Source organism: Luteococcus peritonei (assembly GCF_039526385.1).
Lineage (GTDB): Bacteria > Actinomycetota > Actinomycetes > Propionibacteriales > Propionibacteriaceae > Luteococcus > Luteococcus peritonei.
Window position 1 is genome coordinate 173554 of sequence record NZ_BAAAIX010000028.1, and the last position, 20973, is coordinate 194526.

The window sequence follows — 20973 nt, forward strand, 5'->3', positions numbered from 1 at the left end:
GGGTACCAGATTTGAGGTAGAAGAGCGTGTCGACTTCCCCCCGTCTCGTACGGAACGGCCTGACCGGCCTGGCCTGTGTGGCCCTCGGTCTGTCGATCCTTCCCACGGCCCATGCGGATGACCTCACCGACGAGCGTGACCGCATCAAGTCCGAGCAGGCGGCGGCAGCCTCCAACGTCGAGAACTTCTCGGCCGAGCTGAACCAGGCCGCCGAGAACCTGCAGCGTTCGGAGGCCCAGCTCTCCCAGGCCCGCGAGGCGCTGGCCCAGGCGCAGACCGCCCGGAGCCAGGCCCAGGCCGAGGACGCCCGGCTCGCCGCCTCCCTGCGTGAGGCGCGCGCCAAGCTGGCCGCGGCCCGCAAGGCCGTGGCGGACAACCAGAAGGCCGTGGACGCCGAGGCCCGCCTGATCGGCGCCAGCGTGCGCGAGACGCACCAGCAGAACACCGAGCTGATGGGCATCGCCGCCTTCGTCAGCGAGGTGAACACCGGTGACGTGAACCAGAAGATGCAGTGGTCGCACACCATCTTCAACGCGACCCAGGCGCAGATGGACCGGCTGCAGGCCCTCCAGCTCAAGCTGGAGGCGGCCAAGCAGGCCCGCACCCGCGCCGAGGCCGAGGTCTCCGCCCAGCGCGACGAGGCGGCCGCCCAGCTGCAGCGCACCCGCAGCGCCGAGGCGCAGGCCGACCAGGCCGCGGTCTCGGTCCAGCAGCTGGTGGGCGCCAATGCCCAGGCCCGCGATGCGGTGGCCGGCAAGCTGGCCGACGAGAAGAAGCGACAGGCCGGGCTCGACGGCGAGGCGCGAGCGGTCCAGCAGCGCATCGAGGCCCGCATCGCCGCCCAGAAGGCTGCCGCCGCCAAGGCAGCCGCCGAGGCGCGCGCGAAGGCCCAGGCGGAGGCCCGTGCCCAGGCCGCTGCGGCGGCCCGTGCCCGCGCCGAGGCGGACCGGCTGGCCCGCGAGGCCCGGATCGCCGAGCAGCGGCGCCAGGCCGATGCCGCGGCCAAGAGCGCCCGGGCTCGCCGGGCCCAGGCAGCGGCCCAGCAGGCCGTCAGCCAGGCGAGGTCCAGCGAGAGCCGGCAGCGCAGCGTCCAGGCGCCGAGCCCGAGCTACAGCGGGGGTGGCTTCGCGGCCCCCGTCAACGGCCCGCTCACCTCGCCCTTCGGCCAGCGCTTCCACCCGGTGCTGCACTACTGGAAGCTGCACGACGGCATGGACTACGGCGCTGCCTGCGGCGCCCCGATCCGCGCCGCTCGCTCCGGCGTCGTCTCCGAGGCCTACTACAACGGCGGCTACGGCAACCGGCTGATGATCGACCACGGCATGGTCAACGGCAGCTATGTCACCACCGGCTACAACCACGCCACCCACTACGTGGTCTCGGTGGGCCAGCGGGTCCAGCAGGGCCAGGTCATCGGCTACGTCGGCAGCACCGGCTACTCCACCGGCTGCCACCTGCACCTGATGGTCTGGAAGAACGGTCAGCTGATGAACCCCAGCAGCTACTTCTGATCCGACGTCCGGACGGCCCGGGCTTCGCCCCGGGAGAAAAGCGCTCGGCCCCGTACCGCCCACGCAGTAGGGTTGGTGCGGGGCCTCGCGCGTTGTCGGGGGCCCGTCACCGTCCACGAGCACAGGAGCACAGGTGCCACGCGAAAAGGGCCGCAAGCTGGTGGCGCAGAACAAGAAGGCGCTGCACGACTACCACATCGGCCAGAAGATCGAGGCCGGCATGGTGCTCACCGGCACCGAGGTGAAGAGCCTGCGCAACGGCCGCTGCTCCCTGGTGGACGCCTTCGCCACCATCGACGACGGCGAGGTCTGGCTGCGCAATGCGCACATCCCCGAGTACGCCTTCGGCACCTGGACCAACCACGCCACCCGGCGCAACCGCAAGCTGCTGCTGAACCGTCGCGAGATCGACAAGCTGGAGCGCGAGATCGGCAACTCGGGCCGCACCATCGTGCCGCTGAGCGTCTACTTCAGCGACGGCTACGCCAAGGTGGAGATCGCCGTGGGCACCGGCAAGAAGGACTGGGACAAGCGCCAGACCATCCGTGAGCGCGACCTGAACCGGGAGGTCCAGCGCGAACTGGCCGACCGCAACCGGCGTCGACGCGGATGAGCCGGGCACGAGGTCTGCGCCTGGGCGCACTGCTGGGCCTGGTGCTCGCGGTGCTCGGCCTGCTGAGCCCCCAGGCCGCCTGGGCCGCCTCCGACCAGGTGGACTCCTGGAAGATCGACTACGCGGTGCAGCCCACTGGCGACGTGCGGGTCACCGAGACACTGGTCTACCGCTTCGGTTCCGTCGGCCGCCACGGCATCACCCGCTCCTTCGTCACACGGGAGAAGTGGGACGACCGCTCGGACGCGGTCTACCAGATCACCGACATCCGCGTCTCCAGCCCCGACGCGCCCAGCCGGTTCACCACCCAGACCGACACGGACGGCCGCAATGCCTACCTGACCGTTCGCGTCGGTTCGCCCACCGAGACGGTTCGAGTGCCGACGGCCAGCTACACGCTGAGCTACACCGTCAAGGGCGCCATGCGCAGCTCGCAGGACTACGACGAGTTCTACTGGGACGCGCTCAGCGGCGAGACCCCGCTGGTGCGCAACATCCAGGTGAGCGCCACCGTGCCCGGTGGGGTGAAGGACGTCGACTGCAATGTGGGTGTGCCGCCGACCCGCGACGACTGCACCAGCTTCCGGGTGAATGGCCGCACCGGTGAGTACCGCCAGTCGGTGAAGCAGGCCGGTGAGGTGATGACCATCGGCGCCAGGATCGCCAAGGGCCAGGTCTCGGTCACCCAGCCGGACCTGGTGACCCGTGCCGACCGCACCGAGCAGCTGGTGCAGCAGGCGGGTCTGGGCGCCGGTGCGCTGAGCCTGGTGCTCTCGCCGCTGCTGGGCTGGCGCTACTGGCGTCGCAAGGGTCGTGACCTGCGCTACGTCGGCCTGCCCCCCGGCGTGCTGCCGGCCCAGGGCCAGAGCGTCGCCGAGAAGCCCACGGGCCGCATCGAGATCCCGGTGGCCTTCAGCCCGCCGCAGATCAGCGTGGCCGAGGCCGGCCTGCTGGTGGACGGCGCCATCGACACCAAGGAGACCACCGCCACCCTGGTCGACCTCGCGGTGCGCGGCGCGGTCAAGCTGGCCTCCGAGCCGGGCGCGACGCGGGTTCGGCTGGTGGACTTCTCCAAGGCCACCGAGCCGCATGAGCAGGTGCTGCTGCAGCGGCTGTTCGCCTACACCGGCGGGGGAGAGGTGGAGCTGGCCAGCCAGGGGTCCATGCTCTCGGCGCACGAGGCCCTGGTCACCAGCGTGCGCAACCAGGTGGCGCGACGCCGCTGGTTCACCCGTGGCACGGGCGCCGCCGGCGCCGGCTTCGGTTGCTCCGGCCTGCTGATGCTGGCCTTCGCCTGGTTCTTCTTCGGCGGCACCTCCGGCATGATCCTGTGGCTCGCGCTGCCACTGGTGCCCGTCATCCTCACCTCGATGGTGGTGCGCAGCAAGATGCAGCGCGGCCAGCGCACCGGCCTCGGCCGCGCCTATGCAGACCAGGTGGAGGGCTTCCGCCACTACCTGGCCACCGCCGAGGCGGACCAGCTGCGCTTCGAGGAGGGGGAGGACATCTTCTCCCGCTACCTGCCCTGGGCGATCGCCTTCGGCCTGGCGGAGCGGTGGGCGGACCTGTGCGCGCAGCTGGTGCGCATGGGTCGCCTCTCGGCCGAGCCGCCGGTCTGGTACTACGGCCCCTACAACTACTGGAACTTCTACGTCTTCAATGACTCGCTGAGCACCATCGACCATGCCGCGAGCCCGGCCCCGCCGCCGCCCACCTCGATCGGCAGCTCCGGCTCCGGTTTCGGTGGCGGCAGCTCCTTCGGCGGTGGTGGCGGCTTCGCCGGCGGTGGTGGTGGCGGAGGCGGCGTCGGCAGCTGGTGAGTCTGGCCCGGCTGGGTAGTATCGAGGGCATGACTGAAAAGCCTGAGATCGACTTCCCCGAGGGCGACGCGCCCACTGACCTCGAGATCACCGACATCACCGTCGGCGACGGCCCGGAGGCCGTTGCCGGTGACACCGTCGCCGTCCACTACGTCGGCGTCGCCTTCTCCAGCGGCGAGGAGTTCGACTCCTCCTACGGCCGTGGCCCGCTGCAGTTCCGCCTCGGCATCGGCCAGGTCATCGAGGGCTGGGACAAGGGCGTGCAGGGCATGAAGGTGGGTGGCCGCCGCAAGCTGGTCATTCCCGCCCATCTGGCCTACGGCGAGCGTGGCGCCGGTGGCGTCATCGCTCCCGGCGAGACGCTGATCTTCGTCTGCGACCTGCTGGGTGTGGCCGGCAAGTGACCGCTTTCGGGGACGCCTCAGGGCCGCCCCCGATGGGGAAGGGGCGCAGGCCGAGCAAGACTTGGAGCATGAGCAGCATTGTCCATGCCCCTGTCAGCCGCCTGCGCCCCTTCGAACATCCCTCGCTGCAGCTGCCGGTCACCGAGACCGACCGTGACCGGTCGCTGGCCTACCTGCGGCGTGCCTACGGCGAGGGTCGGCTCACCGAGTACGAGCTGGACCAGCGCCTGGAGACGGTGCTGACCGCCCGCACCCGACGTGAGCTGAACGCCGCCTTCAGCGGCCTGGCCGTGGTGCCGGTGGGCACCGGCGCCTCGCTGCTGGCCCCACGCCGCCGACCTGTCGGGAGCCCCACCCTGACCGGTCGCGCCGGAGGCTCGCTGGCCCACCTGAGCGGCCTGGCGACGCTGGCCGTCGGCCCGGGCGTCGCCTATGCCATGGCGGGGCGCGGCAGCTACGCCCGCCACGAGGCCGCCAAGGCCTTCAACTTCCAGATGGCCACCATCCTGCTCGCGATGGCGGCGGGCCTGCTGATGTCCGGACCGCTGGAGGCCGTGGTCTTCAGCGTCGGTGCGGTGGCCTGGTTCGTGCTCAGCCTGCTGGGCGCCGTGCACGCCGGCTCCGGCGAGAACTGGCGCAACCCGGTCACCCGGGCCCTGCCGCTGCGCTTCCTGGACGAGGGGCCGCGGCCGACGCGTCGGGAGCTCACCCGCTCCTGAGTGGATAACCCGTTGGCGCCCGTCGTGGCGGCCGGGTAGCATGGAGAGAACCGGATGGTGGTGCATCCGGTGGTAACAACTCAACAGGGGGTGACTGGTTTCGACTTGGGACGGTAGTTCCAGGAGAAGCGGGCCGAGAATCCAGGGTCAACTCGTTAATGTTCCCCGGAAACCAATAACTGCCGACACCAATCGCGCAGACTTCGCTCTCGCTGCCTGAGCAGTGACCGAAGGGTCAGCCCGGATGTAGCCTTCCGTCCGGTTCCTGGCCTCATCAAGAAGGCTTGCTGATCGACCTGTGTGTCAGGGGTCGATCGGGACTCAACTGATACTGGGCCTGTCTGCAACGTGTTGACACGAGTGCAGGGGCCGAGAAAAGCGTCACCGTCAACTGCGCCCGGAGAAGACCTGGTTCGCCTCTTGAGGACGCGGGTTCAATTCCCGCCACCTCCACCCCTGTGAAGTTGCTCGACGCCAGCACGAAGTGCTGGTCCGAGAGCGTGGACGGGTCCATCGAGCTTGCTCGATTGGGCCCGTTTCGCGTTCTCTGGCCCGATGCCGGTCCGTGGGGCCGGGCAGGCAAGGATCGTTCATGGTTGTGGTTGGACTACCAACCACAACCATGAACAATGATGCGGTTTGGTGGGCGTACACCCCCACCAAAGTGTGTCAGTGACGTCACAGGCCCCCCGCTGTGCCTCTGGCACGGGCAGCGGACCGTGCGCAGCGCTCGTCCGAGCGGGGAAAGGCCCAAGGGCTTGGGAGCCGCCACGCGCCCGCGATCCTTCAGCGGTGAGCAGAAGGTGCGGCCACGCGCCGGCACCCAAGGGGCTCGCGCCACCGTGCGTGCAAGACTTGCGGGGTGAGGATGCCCAACCGTCCACGGCCCGGCGAGCTCCTGCTCGCCACCACTGCCATGGCCGACGACTACTGGGGGCAGAGCGTCATCCTGCTGCTCGACTGCGACGAGACGGGCGCGCTGGGCGTCATCCTGAACCGCATCGCGGAGACGTCGCTCACCGAGGTGCTGCCGCAGTGGCAGCCGCTGGTCTGCCCGCCGCAGGAGCTGTTCAGCGGCGGCCCGGTCTCGACCACGGGTGCGATCTGCCTGGCCAAGCTTCTGGATCCCGCCGAGGAGCCCCCGGGCTGGCGTCGGATCCGCGGCGACCTGGGCCTGCTCCACCTCGACACCCCCGTCGAGCTGGTCGAGGGCGCCTTCGCGGACCTGCGGATCTTCGCCGGCTATGCCGGCTGGGAGCCCGGCCAGCTCGAGACCGAGGTGGTGCGTGGCGAGTGGCACCGGATCCCCGCCCGGGACGAGGACATCTTCGGCACCCGCACCGAGGGCCTGTGGCGGCGCATCCTGCGTCGACAGGGAGGCCAGCTGGCCTGGCTCAGCACCTGGACGAACGACCCCGACGCGAACTGATCACGGGGGAATGGTTACCAGACCGTTACGATGTGGTCAGCAACGAGATGGGGGAGCCATGACGGAGAGCAGCGCGAAGTCCCGCAGTCGCATCCTGGTGGTCGACGACGACGCGGCGCTGGCGGAGATGCTGCAGATGGTGCTGCGCCAGGAGGGCTTCGAGGCCTCGTGGTGCGGTAGCGGTGACAAGGCCGTGGAGGCCTTCCGCGCCGAGCGCCCCGACCTCGTCCTGCTGGACCTGATGCTTCCGGGGCGCGACGGCATCGAGATCTGCCGTGACATCCGCCAGGAGTCCGGCGTCCCCATCGTGATGCTCACCGCCAAGAGCGACACCATGGACGTGGTGCAGGGCCTGGAGGCCGGCGCCGACGACTACGTCAGCAAACCCTTCAAGGCCAAGGAGCTGATCGCCCGGATCCGCACCCGGCTGCGTCGCAACCCGGCCGAGGTGGACAGCGATCCGGACCTGCTGCAGATCGGTGACCTGGAGATCTCCACCACCGGCCACCAGGTGCGCCGCGGCGAGGTTGCCATCCAGCTCACCCCGTTGGAATTCGACCTTCTGCTCGCCCTGGCCCGCAAGCCCAAGCAGGTCTTCAGCCGAGAGACCTTGCTGCAGGAGGTCTGGGGCTACCGCCATGCCGCGGACACCCGGCTGGTGAACGTCCATGTCCAACGGCTGCGCTCCAAGGTGGAGAGGGACCCGGAGCACCCCGAGATCGTCGTGACGGTGCGAGGCATCGGCTATCGGGCCGGCGAGCCCCGGCCACTCGATGGCTGAGCCGCTCCCGGCAGGTCCGGTGCACCGCGGCTGGCGCGCCGTCCCGCGTCGCCTGTGGTGGTCCTCGCTCCCGCTGCGGGTGATCACCCTCACCCTGGCCGGCTCGGTACTGGTGCTGCTGCTGGGTGGCTTCTTCCTGCTCCGGCAGGCCACGCATGGCGTCCTGGAGGGCAAGAAGGCCTCCGCCGTGGCCGAGGCCACCACGGCGCTGGACCGGATGCAGACCCAGCTGCGGGCCACCGACCTGCGCACCGCCTCCCTCTACGAGCGGCTCAACCAGCTGGCGGACGAGGCGGGTGGCCAGCCCAACCAGTACCGGGTGGTGATCCAGGGCCCGGTCTCTCGCTATGTCTCGCCCGACATCAGCGAGGCGAGCGTCCCCGAGTCGTTGGCCCAGGCGGTCGCCTCCGGCGACGGCATGTTCGTCACCCCGACGCTGGTCGACTACACCGACCCGGCCCGGACCGACGAGCCCGGTCTGGCGATCGGTGCCACCCTGCAGGCCCCCACCGGCAGCCAGACCTACCCGATCTACTTCATCTTCCCCGAGAGCCACGAGAACCAGACCCTCGAGGTGCTGCGCCGTGCCATGGCCTCCACCTCGGCCCTGCTGCTGGTCAGTCTGGCCGGGATCGCCTGGCTGGTGGCCCGCCAGGTGGCCGAACCGGTGCGCCAGGCCTCCCAGGCGGCCTCGCGGATCGCTTCGGGCGACCTGGAGGAGAGGATGGAGGTGCGCGGCACCGACGACCTTGCCAGCCTGGCCACGTCGATGAACGACATGGCAGGGGAGCTGAAGAGCCAGATCGGCCAGCTGGAGGAGCTGAGCAAGGTGCAGCGGCAGTTCGTCTCCGACGTCTCCCACGAGCTGCGCACGCCGCTCACAACGGTCCGGATGGCGGCGGACATGCTCTTCGAGCAGCGCGAGGACCTGGAGCCCTTCGCGGCCCGCTCCACCGAGCTGATGCACGACGAGCTGGACCGCTTCGAGTCCATGCTGGCCGACCTGCTGGAGATCAGCCGTTTCGACGCCGGCGCGGCCGTGCTGAGCCAGGAGGAGACCGACGTGGTGGCCCTGGTGCGCCGCGAGCTCGATGCCCAGCGCCCCTTCGCGGAGAGGATGGGCAGCGAACTCCTGCTGGAGGCCCCCGAGCGCGCCACCGCAGCGGTGGACGGTCGCCGCATCACCCGCGTGGTGCGCAACCTGGTGACCAATGCCATCGAGCACGGCGAGCACCGCCCGATCCGCGTCACGGTCGCCGCCGACGACCAGGCGCTCGCCGTCGCGGTGCGCGACTACGGCGTGGGCTTCACCAGCCAGGAGGGAGAGCACGTCTTCGACCGCTTCTGGCGTGCCGACCCCAGCCGTACCCGCGCGGTGGGCGGCACCGGCCTGGGCCTGGCCATCTCACTGGAGGATGCGCAGCTGCACCACGGCTGGTTGCGTGCCTGGGGAGAGCCCCGCCACGGGGCCCAGTTCCTGTTGGTGGTGCCACGCCTCGCCGGTGCGCAGGTGACGGCCAGCCCGTTGCCGCTGATGCCCGCAGACCATGCCACGGGGAGCCGGGCATGAGGGGCCGCGCGTTGTTGGCGGCCGTCACGACGCTGGCGCTGGCCGGCTGCGCGGGCGTGCCCACCAGCGGTCCGGTGGAGCAGGTCTCGCCCGGCACCCAGACCCGCGTGGAAGGCGGCGTGCAGGTGCGCGCCGTGCCGCCGCAGCCCGACGGCTCGCCCGACGTGGTGATGGCCGGCTTCATCGATGCCATGGCCTCCCAGGATCCGGACTATGCCGTCGCGCGGCAGTACCTGACGCCCCGGGCGGCCCAGGAGTGGAATCCCGCGGCCGGGGTGACGGTCTTCGACGGGGACACCCGCTCCAACCTGCCCGGCAGCACCACCGCCGGCCTGCAGGCCCGGGTCGTGGGCCGGCTCGACGCCGAGGGCCACTACAGCGCCCAGGGCGGCAGCCAGCTACGCCACAACTTCACCATGCAGCAGGTGGACGGGCAGTGGCGCATCTCCAACCCGCCGCAGGGCCTGCTGGTCAGCCAGTACACCCTGCGCAACCGCTTCACACCGGCCGACGTGTGGTTCCTGGGCGCGAACGGCTCCAGCGTCGTGCCGGAACGGGTCTGGCTGGCCGCCAACCCGATCACCCCGACGCAGGCGGTGCAGGCCCTGCTGCGGGGCCCCTCGGACTGGCTCGCGCCGGCCGTCAGCACCGCGATCCCCACCGGGGCGAAGCTCACGCTGCCGGCGGTCACGGTGACCGACGGGGTGGCCGAGGTGCCGCTGGACGGCTCGCTGGCGGGCCTGTCGGACGCCCGGCGGACCCAGCTGGCCGTGCAGCTGGCCTGGACGCTGCGCCACTTCGGCGACATCACCGCGCTGCGCATCCTGGCCAACGGTGAGCCCTGGGCGGTGCCGGGCCAGTCCGCCACCGGCGAGGTCGCGGTCGCCAACCTGCCAGACCTCTCGCCGGTGGCCACCAGCGCCGGCCAGCAGCCCTTCGCGGTGCAGGACGGCCTGGTGGGGCGGCTGGACGAGCAGGGCACCTTCTCCGCCCTGGGCGGGGCCTTCGGCTCGCCGTCGGCCAGTGAGCGCGCCGCCGAGGTCTCGGCCTCCTCCAGTTCCGGCACGGTGGCCGTCGTGGACCGGCAGCGACGGCGGCTGGTCAGCGCCACCATCGGGCGCAACGACGCGGAGGTGCGGCTGAGTGCCGCCGGGATCTCCCGCCCGCACATGACCCCGCGCGGCCAGCTGTGGGCGATGGTTCCCGGGGACGCCTCCCAGGCCCTGTGGCAGGCGGGACGCACCGGGCCCGCGCATCGGGTGGCGGTGCAGGAGTTGCGGGGGACCACCCTGCTGGGCTTCAGCATCTCGCCCGACGAGTCGAGCATGGCGGTGGTGCTGCGACGCGGGAGCGCGACCGAGCTGGGCCTGCTGCGGCTGCGCGAGGGCCGGCTCGACGGCTACCGGCCGCTGCTGCTGCAGGTGAACCAGCAGAAGCTGTCCAGCATCGCCGACGTGGGATGGGTGGGGCCGGGCCAGCTGATGGTGCTGGCCAGCCCGCAGCCCAGCGAACGCGCCACCGCCCACCTGGTCAGTGCGGACGGTGCCCTGATCGAGGCCGTCGGTCCTGCCGGCGACCAGGTCCTGGCCGGGCTCGCCACGCAGCCGCGCCTGGAAGGCACCTCGGCGATGCTGCTCACCGCATCCGGGGAGCTGCTGCGCTTCGAGACCGCCTGGCGCTGGAGCAGCCTGCCGGGCCGGGTGCAGGCCGTCGACTTTCCCTCCTGAGTTGTCCACAGGCCGCCGCCGTCCACAGCCCCCTTGCGTCGGGCGACGAGCCGCGCGAGCCTCGGGGCATGCTGCTCGACGACCTGGCCGACCTGCTGCTCGGCGCCCGTTGTCCGGGGTGCGCGCGCCCAGGTCTGCTGCTGTGCCCGGACTGTCGCGCCGGGCTGGCGGACCGGCCGTTGCGCGTCGAGGATGCCGGGGCGCTGCCAGCTGGTCTGGAGTGCTGGTCGGCCGGCGTGCACGAGGGTGCGCTGCGCGAGATGGTCAGTGCCCACAAGGACCGGGGGAGCTGGCTGCTGGCCGGGGTGCTGGGGGCCCAGCTCGCCGTGGCAGCAAGCCCGCTGCTGCCGCGCGACGGTGCGGTGGTGCTGGTGCCGCTGCCCTCTTCGCCCCGGGCGGTGCGGGAGCGGGGTTATGACCACGCGCGGGCGCTGGCACGCGCCGCCTCGGTCCGGCTGCCCGGCCGTCCGCGCGTGCTGCCGGCCCTGCGACGTGGGACGAGCGTGGCGGACCAGGCCGGTCTGGGACGCGGCCAGCGCGCCGCCAACCAGCGCGGGAGCATGACCGCCAGGCCCGTGCGCCCGCCCGGCCGCGCCATCCTGGTCGACGACGTGTGCACCACCGGAGCCAGCCTCGCGGAGGCCCGCCGCAGCCTGCTGGCAGCGGGCTGGGAGGTGCTCGGGGCAGCCGTCGTGGCACAACGCACAAAGTCGCTGCACATTTCGCCCCGAACTCCTGAAATCCGTTCTGAGCAGCGGTAACGTATCGGCATGGCACGACCAGTGGAGTCTCCGGAGCGATTCGTGGGGGCCTCGCGGGGTCGTGCCATCGTCATAGATGCGGTCGGTGCGCAGGCACCGACCTCCTAGCAAGGAGGATCACATGGACATCATCGTCACGGGCCGTCACTGCACCGTCAGCGACGACCTGCGCGAGCAGGTCACCGAGCGGATCGCCAGCGTCGAGAAGCTCAGGGATCGTGTGATCAGGACCGAGATCGAGTTCACCGCCAACAATGCCAAGGGCAGCCCCGACGACGACGTGGTGTGCGACATCACCATGCGCAGCCGCGGGCCGGTGATCCGGGCGGAGGCCCATGCCGACGACAAGCGGGTGGCCTTCGAGAAGGCGCTGGAGAAGCTGAAGACCCAGCTGCGCAAGGCCAGCGACCGGCGCAAGAACCATCGCGGGCTGCGGGGCCACGACGTCCTCGCCCAGATCGCGCCCGAGCCGGTCGCCGAGGACGAGGCGGTGCCCACGCGCACCGTGGCCGGTATCGAGGTCACCGGCAACGGACCGCTGGTGGTGCGCGAGAAGGAGTTCCCGGCCAGCCCTCTGACCCTCGCCCAGGCGCTGGACGAGATGGAGCTGGTGGGCCACGACTTCTTCCTGTACGTGGACGCCGACAAGAACCAGCCCAGCGTGGTCTACCGCCGCAAGGGCTACGACTACGGCGTGATCCGGCTGGCCGAACAGGCCTGAACCCACACCCGGCAGCACCACTGCGGCCCGGCACCCCTCGGTGCCGGGCCGCAGTGGTGCTCCAGGGAGCGTCGCGGTGCCTCAGGCGTTCTCGACGACCTCGCGGGCAAAGCCCTCGGCAATGCTGCGGGCGGCAGGCTCCACCAGGTGGTCGGCCTCACGCATCCGGTCCAGCATCGCGGTGGACTTCTTGCCGTGCTCACGGGCCCACCAGAACTGCATCAGCTCGGGGGAGGCCTCGGGGTGGAACTGCACGCCCACCGCGGAGCCCAGCCGGAAGGCCTGGTTCGGGTGGCTGGTGCTGCGGGCCAGCTCGACGGCCCCCTCGGGCAGCCGCACCACCGCGTCGTGGTGGGACATCGGCATCGGTGCGCCGGAACGTGCCGCCTCGCCCAGCACCGGATCCTCGCTGGCGCCGGGCAGCCAGTCCAGCACCACCGGACCCTCCTCAGGGCCGCGCTCGTCGGCCACGCTGACTTCGCCGCCCAGCGCCTCGGCCAGCAGCTGGTGGCCCAGGCAGATGCCCAGCACCGGCATGTCGATCGCCTGGGCATCGGCCATCAGGTCCTTGACCTGCTGCACCCAGCGGGCGTCGTGCTCCACGCTCATGGTGCCGCCCAGCACCACCAGGCCGTCGCCGATGGTCTCCAGGTTCGGCACGTCCTTGGTGGCCAGATCGATCAGCGTGATCCGCACCCCGGTGCGCAGCCAGGCGTCGAAGCGCTCCAGCGGGACGACCGGATCGGGCTGCAGGACGGTGATGCGGGGTTTCTTGGCCATGGCGTCGAGCCTAGTGGCCCGCGGTGTTGGGACTCGCCTCGATGCCGTGGCGCGGCGGCTAGGCTCGCCGACGTGCTGGACTACACCGACTACGACACCCGGCTGGCCGGCTACGCCCTGGTCCGCGACCAGGCCGGACGGATCCTGCTGAGCCGCTGGGTGGGACCCGAGGGGCCGCTGTGGACCGTGCCCGGCGGCGGCATCGAGTACGGCGAGAGCATCGAGGACGGGACCGTCCGCGAGGTGCTGGAGGAGAGCGGCTACCGGGTGGAACTGGTGGGGCTGCTGGCGGTGCGCACCATCGACATCCCGGCGAGCGAGCGGCTGCATCCCTCGCAGCGGCCGATGCGCGCCGTGCAGGTCTTCCACGAGGCGCGCCTGCTGGGTGGCGAGCTGCGCTTCGAGGTGGACGGCTCCAGCGACATGGCGGCCTGGTTCGACCTGGCCGAGGTGGCGGGCCTGGAGCGGGTGCCGGGGGTGGACTGGATGCTGCACACCGCCGGACTGCTCGACGCCCCGCAGATCGATCCCCCGGTGGTCGACGCTCCGCAGGCGGGGCTGTGATGCGCGAGATCAGCCTGCCGCAGGCCCGTCGCATCGCGCTGGCGGCACAGGGCTTCGGACGACCCCGGCGGGATCGGCCGGTCACCATGCGCGAGGTGCAGGGCGAGATCGACCGGCTGGCCCAGTTCCAGATCGACTCCATCTCGGTGCTGGCCCGGGCCCACCAGATGCCGCTCTACAGCCGGCTCGGGGCCTACGACGTGGGCCTGCTGGAGCGGGCCGCCAGCCGTCGCCCCCGACGGCTCTTCGAGTACTGGGGCCATGCCGCCAGCCTGGTGGACGTCCGGCTGGAGCCGGCGCTTCGCTTCCGGATGGCGCGGGCCCGCGGCGAGGCCTGGGGCGGGATCCGCCGCGTCGTCGAGGAGCACCCGGGACTGGTGGACTTCGTGCTCGACGAGGTGCGCGAGCGGGGCCCGGTCACCGCGCGCGAGATCGAGTACGAGGAGCAGCGCGACCGCAGCCACTGGGGCTGGAACTGGTCGGCCACCAAGCGCGCCCTGGAGTGGCACTTCTGGTCCGGCCGGATCACCGCCGCCAGCCGCAATGCCGCCTTCGAGCGCCGCTACGACCTGCCCGAGCGGGTGCTGCCCGCCGAGGTGGTGGCCACCCCCACGCCCGATGACCACCAGGCACACGTCATCCTGGTGCGTCGTGCGGCCCGCGCCCTGGGCGTGGCCAGTGAGGCCTGCCTGGCCGACTACTTCCGGCTCTCCCGCGCCGAGACCCGTGCCGCGATTGCCGAGCTGGAGCAGTTGGGAGAGCTGGAGCCGGTGCGGGTGCGGGGATGGAAGCCGCAGGCCTGGCTGTGGAAGGGCAACCAGGAGCTGCCCGCCGCCAGGATCCCGCGTCGCATCACCGGGCGCGCCCTGGTCAGCCCCTTCGACTCGTTGATCTTCGAGCGCTCCCGGGCACTGGCGCTGTTCGACCTGGACTACCGGATCGAGATCTACGTGCCGGCCGCCCAGCGTCGCCACGGCTACTACGTCTACTGCTTCCTGCTGGACGAGCACTTCGCCGCCCGGGTGGACCTCAAGGCGGATCGTCGGGCCGGGGTGCTGCGGGTGCTGTCCAGCTGGGCCGAACCGGGCTGCCCGCACGAGACAGCTCAGGTGGTCCGCGAACTGGCCGCAGAGCTGCGCGAGCTGGCCGCGTGGCTGGGGCTCGGCGAGGTGGAGATCGGCGCCCGTGGCGACCTGGCGGCGGCGCTGCATGGGGCGATGGCTCCGGCCACCCCCTAGACTGGGGCGGGTATGGGTACCGTCCCGTCATCGTGGAAAAGGAAACTGCACTCGTGAGCTTCATGGACCGCCTGCTCAGTGCCGGCGAAGGCCGCACGCTGAAGAAGCTGGCCAAGATCGCCGACCAGGTCAACATCATCGAGGACGACTACCTCGAGATGAGCGATGAGGAGCTCAAGGATCAGACCGATCACTTCCGCCAGCGCCATGCGGAGGGGGAGAGCCTGGACGACCTGCTGCCCGAGGCCTTCGCCACCATGCGCGAGGCCTGCCGTCGCGTGCTGGGCAAGCGCCCCTACGACGTGCAGATGATGGGTGGCGCCGCCCTGCACCTGGGCAACATCGCCGAGATGAAGACCGGTGAGGGCAAGACCATCGTCGCGCTGGCCCCGGCCTACCTGAACGCCATCACCGGCAAGGGCGTCCACGTGGTCACGGTGAACGACTACTTGGCCAAGTACCAGAGCGAGCAGATGGGCCGCGTGCACCACTTCCTGGGGCTCAGCGTCGGCGTCATCCTGTCCAACATGGACCCGGCCGAGCGTCGTCAGGCCTACCAGTGCGACATCACCTACGGCACCAACAACGAGTTCGGTTTCGACTACCTGCGCGACAACATGGCGCTCAGCCTGGAGGAGTGCGTCCAGCGCGGCCACCACTTCGCCATCGTCGACGAGGTGGACTCGATCCTGGTGGACGAGGCGCGTACCCCGCTGATCATCTCAGGCCCGGCCGAGGACAACCACGACTGGTACCCCGAGTTCGCCAAGCTCGCCACCCGCCTGGTGCGCGACACCGACTACGAGGTGGACGAGAAGAAGAAGACCATCGCGGTGCTGGCGCCCGGCATCGAGAAGGTGGAGGACCGGCTCGGCATCGAGAACCTCTACGAGAGCGCCAACACCCCGCTGATCAGCTACCTGAACAATGCCATCAAGGCCAAGGAGCTGTTCAAGCGCGACAAGGACTACGTGGTGATCGAGGGCGAGGTGCTCATCGTCGACGAGCACACCGGCCGCACCCTGCAGGGCCGCCGCTACAACGAGGGCCTGCACCAGGCGCTCGAGGCCAAGGAGTCGGTGGAGATCAAGGACGAGTACCAGACGCTCGCCACGATCACCCTGCAGAACTTCTTCCGCATGTACGACAAGCTCTCCGGCATGACCGGCACGGCCAAGACCGAGGAGAGCGAGTTCCAGAAGATCTACGGCCTGGGCGTGGTGGTCATCCCCACCAACCGGCCGATGATCCGCATCGACCAGAAGGACCTGATCTACCGCACCGAGCAGGCCAAGTTCGAGGCCGTGGTGGCCGACGTGGCCGAGCGCCACCAGGCCGGTCAGCCCGTGCTGATCGGTACCGCCAGCGTCAACAAGTCCGAGATCATCTCGCAGATGCTCACCCGCGCCGGCGTGCCGCACGAGGTGCTGAACGCCAAGCACCACGAGCGCGAGGCGGCGATCGTCGCGATGGCCGGCCGCAAGGGCGCCGTGACCGTGGCCACCAACATGGCCGGTCGAGGCACCGACATCATGCTGGGTGGCAATGCCGAGTTCATCGCCGACCAGCTGCTGCGCACCAAGGGCCTGGACCCGGTGGACACGCCGGAGGACTACGAGGCCGCCTGGGCCGAGACCCTGGCCTCGGTGGAGGAGCAGGTGGCCGCCGAGCACGAGGTGGTCTCCGAGGCCGGCGGCCTCTACGTGGTGGGTTCCGAGCGCCACGAGTCGCGCCGCATCGACAACCAGCTGCGTGGTCGTTCCGGCCGTCAGGGCGACCCGGGCGAGTCCCGCTTCTACCTGAGCCTGGGTGACGACCTGATGCGGCTGTTCAAGGCCGACGTCGTCGAGCGCGCCATGATCAGCCTCAAGGTGCCCGACGACCAGCCCATCGAGCACAAGTGGATCTCCAACTCCATCGAGAGCGCCCAGAAGCAGGTGGAGGCGCAGAACTTCGAGATCCGCAAGAACGTCCTCAAGTACGACGACGTGATGAACCGCCAGCGCCACGCCATCTATGCCGACCGCCGCAAGGTGCTCGAGGGCGCCGACGTGGAGCAGCAGCTGCGCGAGACCACCAACCGCGTCGTGGAGGCCGTGGTGCGCAACCACACCACCGGCTTCTCCGAGGACTGGGACCTGGACGCGCTGTGGGCCGAGATGTCCACCCTCTACCCGGTGGCCCTGGTCAAGGACGAGTGGGTGGGGGAGAGCGACCAGCAGGAGATGGTGGACGCCTTCCTCGAGGATGTCCAGGGCGCCTACGACGAGCGCGAGCAGGAGCTGGGCGCCGAGAACATGCGCGAGCTGGAGCGCCAGGTGCTGCTCACCGTGCTGGACCGCAAGTGGCGCGAGCACCTGTACGAGATGGACTACCTGCGCGAGGGCATCGGCCTGCGCGCCATGGCGCAGCGCGACCCGCTGGTGGAGTACCAGCGCGAGGGTGGCCAGATGTTCAACGCCATGATGGAGGCCTTCATGGAGGAGGTCGTCGGCTACCTGTTCAACCTGGAGGTGCAGGTCAACGCCCCGCAGGTGGGGCTGGTGACCGGTGCGGACGGCCAGGCGCTGGATGCCGATGCGCTGCTGGCCCGTGCCACCTCCGCCGGGGCGCAGATCGAGGCCAAGGGCCTGGGCGGCCACCGTGCCGAGAACCTCACCTACACCGCTCCCGACGAGACCGGTGAGGCCGAGGCCCGTCGCGCCGAGCCCACCCCCGACGAGTACGAGGGCACCGGGCGCAACCAGCCCTGCCCCTGCGGCTCCGGCAAGAAGTACAAGGCCTGCCACGGCCAGGGCTGAACGCCCCGGCTGTCACGCCACCTCGGCCACGGCCGGCGGGAGGACCACCTGGAAACAGGTGACCACCCACCGGCCGTGTCCGTGCTCCAGGCGAACCACCGCGCAGAAGTGCCGCGGCCCCCGCCGCTCGGTCCGTTCGGCCAGGTGGATCCAGCCCTCCAGGACCCGTGGGGAGGTGCGCGAGCCCCGCACCGAGACGATCCCCGTTCCCTGCCAGGACCGTCGTCGTGACCAGGCCGCCAGCAACTCGCGAGGGGCCTCCTCCACCCAGCCCGCCAGCTGGTGGGCGGTGCGTCGCCCCTGCAGCACCTCCAGCAGTTGGGCCGCGGCGGCCCCCAGCAGCCGGCCCACCTGCTCGGCATGGGGATCGCTGGGCGCCGTCGGAGGGTCGTCGCCACCGGACTGCAGCTCGGCCAGCGGCAGTGGATCCTGCGGCGGCGCGGTCCTGGCGGACGAGGCGGGGTGCGGTGGCTGAGCCAGCAGCACCGCAAGGCCCTTGACGTCGATCAGCACGGGTCGGTTCATGGGCGACAGCCAAGCCCCAGGGGTCGCGGCGGCACAACCATCGGGCCGAGATCTGTGGACAACTCCGTCCCCAGGGCCCGGTGCCCGTGGCGGGGTCAGCGCAGGAAGGTGAACAACTGCCGGCCGGGCACCAGTGGCTCCGGCTCGCCGACCAAGCGATGTACGCCGACCGTCATGGCGGTGCCCTCCAGCCGGGCATGATGGGCCACCTCCGTGAAACCCGCAGCCCCGAACCACTGCCGGATGCTGGGGCACAGGTCCGGCTGCTGGTCGCCACGGGTCCAGACAACCGTGGCTCCTGCGGCGCAGAACTGCGGCGAGCTGCGGACCAGCCGAGCGACGTCCTGCTCGCTGATGTTGCCCATGATCCCCACCAGCAGCACCAGGTCTGCCGGGACGGTGCCGGCATAGGACTCGCTGCGTCCCGCGTCCACCTCACGGACCTCGAGCCGGGCCCCGAGGCGCTCGATGCGCTGCCGGGCCACGGCGGCATTGCCCGGATGCAGTTCCAGCAGGCTGCCGCTGGTGCGCTCCACCAGGTCCGGCCGACGGGCCAGCACCCCCAGCAGGTCGTCGCCCTGACCGGCGCAGGAACTCATCACCCGCACCGGTCCGGGCGTACGGTCGTAGAAGTCCTCCACCACCTGCTGCACCTGCCGCAGGCGTCGGGAGAGGGCCGAATCGGGATCCCGGTAGTCCTCGTGCCAGGCCAGGTAGTCGCGCAACGGGCTCATCGCAGCCTCCTCGTCGCCATCATGGCACCAGGGCGGGCGAGGTCGCCGCCGGGCCGGGGAACAGTGGCTAGATTGGGCGCCATGAAGCGCACCCTGGTCCTCGTCCCCGTCAGCACCGAGCAGGCCCGCGCCCTGTGGCGCGCCGAGGACCTGGGCGAGCTGCAGGCCTTCAGCGTCACCGACGAGCTGCTCGCGAACCTCGAGGGGGTCCACGACGCAGAGGACGCGGAGCACGCCTGCGCCCAGCTGGCCTCGCTGTGGGGCCTGTCGCACCACGGGGAGCGCCTGGTGCTGGCCGCCGAGGTGGATCCCGGAGTGCTGCGCCCAGAGCAGAACGAGGCCCACAACGGGGGAGTGCTGCTGGGGCGGCTGACGCGCGCCCAGGTCTCGGCCTTCTTCGCCGATGACCCCGCGAACCCCCTGCCACAAGGACTTTCGCAGCAGGTGGCCGGGCTCGACGTGGACCAGGCCTGGGAGCTGGACGAGGTGCAGCGAATGCTGCGCAGCCATGACCTGCTGTGGCACTCGGTGGAAGAACTGGCCGTCCTGGGCGAGGATGGCTGACATGCCACGTTCAATCTGGAAAGGCGCCATCTCCTTCGGCCTGATCACCATCCCGGTCAAGCTCTACGGCGCCACCGAGGAGAAGGACATCTCCTTCAAGCAGGTCCATCCCGCCGACGGCGGCCGGATCAAGTACAAGCGCGTCTGCGAGAAGTGCGGCGAGGAGGTGCCCTATGCCGAGATCGGCAAGGGCTACGAGGCACCCGACGGCCGGATGGCGATCCTGGACAAGGAGGACCTGGACCAGCTGCCGCTGACCACCACCAAGAGCGTGGACGTGGTGCAGTTCGTCGACGAGTCGGAGATCGACCCCACCTACTTCGACAAGTCCTACGTGCTGGAAGCCGAGGGGCCGGGTGCGAAGCCCTATGTGCTGCTGCGCGATGCCCTGCGCAAGACCGGCAAGTCCGCCGTGGTGAAGGTGGCGCTGCGCTCGCGCGAGTCGCTGGCCCTGATCCGGCCCAAGGACGACTGCCTGGTGATGCACACCATGCTGTGGCCCGACGAGGTGCGCGACAACTCCTTCGCCGCCCCCTCTGACGAGGTGAAGGCCACCGACGCCGAGGTGGGCATGGCCGAGATGTTCATCACCCAGATGGAGGGTGACTTCACCCCCGAGCAGTTCACCGACTCCTACCGCGAGGCGCTGGAGGAGGTCGTGCAGGCCAAGCTGGCCGGCGTCGCGGTGGCCGAGGCCGACGAGGAGACCTCCTCGCCCGCCGGTGGCGAGGTGGTGGACCTGGTGGCCGCGCTGCGCGCCAGCGTCGAGGCCGCCAAGGCCAAGCGCAAGCAGGCCGCCGGTGAGCAGGAGCCCGCCGAGGACAAGGCCGAGAAGAAGACCACGAAGAAGAAGGCGAGCTGATGGTTTCCCGGATCCATTTCGACGACGAGCAGGAGGCCATCGAGGCCGCCGAGCTGCTGGACGGTGCCGGCCACGAGGTGGCGCTGATCAAGGAGCGCTTCGCCGGTGAGGACGACGACGAGGAGATCGACTTCGTCGTCGCCACCCCGGCCACCGCGGACGAGGTCCGTGCCCTGGTGGGCGAGGACTCCTTCGTGGAGACCGACGACTGAGCCGAACTCCCGGCAGACTCGGGACAGCGACGGGGGCCGGCCACCATGGCCGGCCCCCGTCATGCTTCCCGGGGCACGTCAGCTGCGGGCGGCCAGCCAGTCGTCGCCGGCCTGCTGCTGCGCGTCGATGGCCTGCTTGACGTAGGGGGCGGCCTGCTGCTCGATCTTCTTGCCCACGAAGGGCACGTTGACCTTGAGCTCGCCGGCGTACTCCACGACGGTGCCGCGGCCGCCGGGGTAGAGCCGGGCGTCGCCATTCATGGTCACCGGCTTGCCGGGCACCTCGATCACCAGGGTGCCGGTGCGCGAGTCGTCGGCGGCGGCATCGCTCCACTGCACGGTCTGCACCATGTCCATCGTGGCGCCGATGAAGGCCCGCACCTCCTCGGGGGCGTTGACGGCCATGCTGACCCGCGTGGTGGGACCGGCCACGTCGATGGTGTGGCTGGCCGCATCCACCCGGGAGACCAGCTCTTCCAGCCAGCCCTTGTCGGTCATCATCTGGTACACGGTCTTGGGGTCGGCCTCGAAGTCGAGGCGGGAGGAGATGTCCATGCCCCCATTGTTGCGGGTCGGCCGGCCGCCGGCTGTGGATGTTCACGCGGCGTGCTCCACCTGCTGTAAAAGTTCTGGCCCG

At 70.6% G+C, this 20973-nt stretch carries 21 protein-coding genes and 1 other RNA gene; 18 read left to right on the forward strand and 4 right to left on the reverse strand.

Annotated features, from left to right (window positions below; genetic code table 11):
- Positions 1 to 26: 26 nt before the first annotated feature.
- The 12 genes from ABD073_RS12500 to hpf all read left to right on the forward strand — a co-directional run bounded on the left by ABD073_RS12500 (position 27) and on the right by hpf (position 12056).
- Positions 27 to 1511: a peptidoglycan DD-metalloendopeptidase family protein gene (locus ABD073_RS12500; RefSeq protein WP_343875081.1), complete on the forward strand. Its 1485-nt coding sequence runs from the start codon at positions 27 to 29 to the stop codon at positions 1509 to 1511.
- Positions 1512 to 1644: 133 nt separating this feature from the next.
- Positions 1645 to 2124, forward strand: a complete 480-nt coding sequence (gene smpB, locus ABD073_RS12505; RefSeq protein ID WP_343875083.1) for an SsrA-binding protein SmpB — start codon at positions 1645 to 1647, stop codon at positions 2122 to 2124.
- On the forward strand, positions 2121 to 3944 hold the full coding sequence (locus tag ABD073_RS12510) for a DUF2207 domain-containing protein (protein ID WP_343875085.1): 1824 nt from the start codon (positions 2121 to 2123) through the stop codon (positions 3942 to 3944). Before smpB ends, ABD073_RS12510 begins: the two co-directional genes overlap by 4 nt.
- Positions 3945 to 3973: 29 nt before the next feature.
- A complete protein-coding gene (locus tag ABD073_RS12515; protein WP_343875087.1) occupies positions 3974 to 4348 on the forward strand; it encodes an FKBP-type peptidyl-prolyl cis-trans isomerase in 375 nt (124 codons plus the stop codon).
- A gap of 68 nt (positions 4349 to 4416) precedes the next feature.
- The gene (locus ABD073_RS12520) at positions 4417 to 5067 is read left to right on the forward strand and encodes a DUF1707 and DUF4870 domain-containing protein (protein ID WP_343875089.1); all 651 of its coding nucleotides are present in this window, start codon (positions 4417 to 4419) and stop codon (positions 5065 to 5067) included.
- Between the two features lie 86 nt (positions 5068 to 5153).
- Positions 5154 to 5523: a transfer-messenger RNA gene (gene ssrA / locus ABD073_RS12525) on the forward strand.
- A 412-nt stretch (positions 5524 to 5935) separates the two neighbouring features.
- On the forward strand, positions 5936 to 6496 hold the full coding sequence (locus ABD073_RS12530) for a YqgE/AlgH family protein (protein ID WP_343875153.1): 561 nt from the start codon (positions 5936 to 5938) through the stop codon (positions 6494 to 6496).
- A gap of 58 nt (positions 6497 to 6554) precedes the next feature.
- Positions 6555 to 7277, forward strand: a complete 723-nt coding sequence (mtrA, locus tag ABD073_RS12535) for an MtrAB system response regulator MtrA (protein WP_343875090.1) — start codon at positions 6555 to 6557, stop codon at positions 7275 to 7277.
- A gap of 94 nt (positions 7278 to 7371) precedes the next feature.
- Positions 7372 to 8847, forward strand: coding sequence for an MtrAB system histidine kinase MtrB (mtrB, locus tag ABD073_RS12540; protein ID WP_386751560.1), 1476 nt, complete (start codon positions 7372 to 7374; stop codon positions 8845 to 8847).
- A complete protein-coding gene (locus ABD073_RS12545; protein WP_343875093.1) occupies positions 8844 to 10574 on the forward strand; it encodes an LpqB family beta-propeller domain-containing protein in 1731 nt (576 codons plus the stop codon). Before mtrB ends, ABD073_RS12545 begins: the two co-directional genes overlap by 4 nt.
- Positions 10575 to 10642: 68 nt before the next feature.
- Complete coding sequence (locus tag ABD073_RS12550) at positions 10643 to 11335, forward strand: ComF family protein (protein ID WP_343875094.1); 693 nt, start codon at positions 10643 to 10645, stop codon at positions 11333 to 11335.
- 121 nt (positions 11336 to 11456) lie between these two features.
- Complete coding sequence (hpf, locus tag ABD073_RS12555) at positions 11457 to 12056, forward strand: ribosome hibernation-promoting factor, HPF/YfiA family (RefSeq protein WP_343875097.1); 600 nt, start codon at positions 11457 to 11459, stop codon at positions 12054 to 12056.
- Positions 12057 to 12137: 81 nt separating this feature from the next.
- On the opposite strand, the gene ABD073_RS12560 is transcribed toward hpf, so the two are convergent.
- Complete coding sequence (locus ABD073_RS12560) at positions 12138 to 12836, reverse strand: type 1 glutamine amidotransferase (protein WP_343875099.1); 699 nt, start codon at positions 12834 to 12836, stop codon at positions 12138 to 12140.
- Between the two features lie 72 nt (positions 12837 to 12908).
- On the opposite strand from ABD073_RS12560, the gene ABD073_RS12565 reads away from it, so the two are divergent.
- From ABD073_RS12565 to secA, 3 genes are read left to right on the forward strand one after another with little or no spacing between them, the layout of a single operon-like run.
- The gene (locus tag ABD073_RS12565; protein WP_343875100.1) at positions 12909 to 13400 is read left to right on the forward strand and encodes an NUDIX hydrolase; all 492 of its coding nucleotides are present in this window, start codon (positions 12909 to 12911) and stop codon (positions 13398 to 13400) included.
- On the forward strand, positions 13400 to 14638 hold the full coding sequence (locus ABD073_RS12570; RefSeq protein ID WP_343875101.1) for a winged helix-turn-helix domain-containing protein: 1239 nt from the start codon (positions 13400 to 13402) through the stop codon (positions 14636 to 14638). Before ABD073_RS12565 ends, ABD073_RS12570 begins: the two co-directional genes overlap by 1 nt.
- Before the next feature lie 53 nt (positions 14639 to 14691).
- Positions 14692 to 17439 (forward strand): preprotein translocase subunit SecA, encoded by a 2748-nt coding sequence (secA, locus tag ABD073_RS12575; protein ID WP_455429796.1) that lies wholly within the window; start codon positions 14692 to 14694, stop codon positions 17437 to 17439.
- 12 nt (positions 17440 to 17451) lie between these two features.
- On the opposite strand, the gene ABD073_RS12580 is transcribed toward secA, so the two are convergent.
- Together ABD073_RS12580 and ABD073_RS12585 are read right to left on the reverse strand one after the other, a co-directional pair.
- Positions 17452 to 17964, reverse strand: a complete 513-nt coding sequence (locus ABD073_RS12580; RefSeq protein WP_343875103.1) for an Rv3235 family protein — start codon at positions 17962 to 17964, stop codon at positions 17452 to 17454.
- 95 nt (positions 17965 to 18059) lie between these two features.
- Entirely contained in the window at positions 18060 to 18698 is a 639-nt protein-coding gene (locus ABD073_RS12585) for an SAM-dependent methyltransferase (protein ID WP_343875105.1), read from the reverse strand.
- Between the two features lie 81 nt (positions 18699 to 18779).
- Here ABD073_RS12585 and ABD073_RS12590 point away from each other — a divergent pair, with 81 nt between their 5' ends.
- From ABD073_RS12590 to ABD073_RS12600, 3 genes are read left to right on the forward strand one after another with little or no spacing between them, the layout of a single operon-like run.
- Positions 18780 to 19262, forward strand: a complete 483-nt coding sequence (locus tag ABD073_RS12590; RefSeq protein ID WP_343875107.1) for a DUF6912 family protein — start codon at positions 18780 to 18782, stop codon at positions 19260 to 19262.
- A gap of 1 nt (position 19263) precedes the next feature.
- A complete protein-coding gene (gene ku, locus ABD073_RS12595; RefSeq protein ID WP_343875108.1) occupies positions 19264 to 20124 on the forward strand; it encodes a non-homologous end joining protein Ku in 861 nt (286 codons plus the stop codon).
- Entirely contained in the window at positions 20124 to 20336 is a 213-nt protein-coding gene (locus ABD073_RS12600) for a hypothetical protein (RefSeq protein ID WP_343875110.1), read from the forward strand. Before ku ends, ABD073_RS12600 begins: the two co-directional genes overlap by 1 nt.
- A gap of 78 nt (positions 20337 to 20414) precedes the next feature.
- Here ABD073_RS12600 and ABD073_RS12605 read toward each other — a convergent pair whose 3' ends face one another.
- A complete protein-coding gene (locus tag ABD073_RS12605) occupies positions 20415 to 20891 on the reverse strand; it encodes a DUF2505 domain-containing protein (protein WP_343875112.1) in 477 nt (158 codons plus the stop codon).
- Positions 20892 to 20973 lie beyond the last annotated feature (82 nt).

Bases quoted from the DNA above. Each gene is read 5' to 3' on its own strand.
- ABD073_RS12510 (WP_343875085.1), top strand. From the start codon at position 2,121: ATGAGCCGGGCACGAGGTCTGCGCCTGGGCGCACTGCTGGGCCTGGTG.
- ABD073_RS12515 (WP_343875087.1), top strand. From the start codon at position 3,974: ATGACTGAAAAGCCTGAGATCGACTTCCCCGAGGGCGACGCGCCCACT.
- ABD073_RS12520 (WP_343875089.1), top strand. From the start codon at position 4,417: ATGAGCAGCATTGTCCATGCCCCTGTCAGCCGCCTGCGCCCCTTCGAA.
- ABD073_RS12530 (WP_343875153.1), top strand. From the start codon at position 5,936: ATGCCCAACCGTCCACGGCCCGGCGAGCTCCTGCTCGCCACCACTGCC.
- mtrA (WP_343875090.1), top strand. From the start codon at position 6,555: ATGACGGAGAGCAGCGCGAAGTCCCGCAGTCGCATCCTGGTGGTCGAC.
- ABD073_RS12545 (WP_343875093.1), top strand. From the start codon at position 8,844: ATGAGGGGCCGCGCGTTGTTGGCGGCCGTCACGACGCTGGCGCTGGCC.
- ABD073_RS12550 (WP_343875094.1), top strand. From the start codon at position 10,643: ATGCTGCTCGACGACCTGGCCGACCTGCTGCTCGGCGCCCGTTGTCCG.
- hpf (WP_343875097.1), top strand. From the start codon at position 11,457: ATGGACATCATCGTCACGGGCCGTCACTGCACCGTCAGCGACGACCTG.
- ABD073_RS12560 (WP_343875099.1), bottom strand. From the start codon at position 12,836: ATGGCCAAGAAACCCCGCATCACCGTCCTGCAGCCCGATCCGGTCGTC.
- ABD073_RS12570 (WP_343875101.1), top strand. From the start codon at position 13,400: ATGCGCGAGATCAGCCTGCCGCAGGCCCGTCGCATCGCGCTGGCGGCA.
- ABD073_RS12580 (WP_343875103.1), bottom strand. From the start codon at position 17,964: ATGAACCGACCCGTGCTGATCGACGTCAAGGGCCTTGCGGTGCTGCTG.
- ABD073_RS12585 (WP_343875105.1), bottom strand. From the start codon at position 18,698: ATGAGCCCGTTGCGCGACTACCTGGCCTGGCACGAGGACTACCGGGAT.
- ABD073_RS12590 (WP_343875107.1), top strand. From the start codon at position 18,780: ATGAAGCGCACCCTGGTCCTCGTCCCCGTCAGCACCGAGCAGGCCCGC.
- ku (WP_343875108.1), top strand. From the start codon at position 19,264: ATGCCACGTTCAATCTGGAAAGGCGCCATCTCCTTCGGCCTGATCACC.
- ABD073_RS12600 (WP_343875110.1), top strand. From the start codon at position 20,124: ATGGTTTCCCGGATCCATTTCGACGACGAGCAGGAGGCCATCGAGGCC.
- ABD073_RS12605 (WP_343875112.1), bottom strand. From the start codon at position 20,891: ATGGACATCTCCTCCCGCCTCGACTTCGAGGCCGACCCCAAGACCGTG.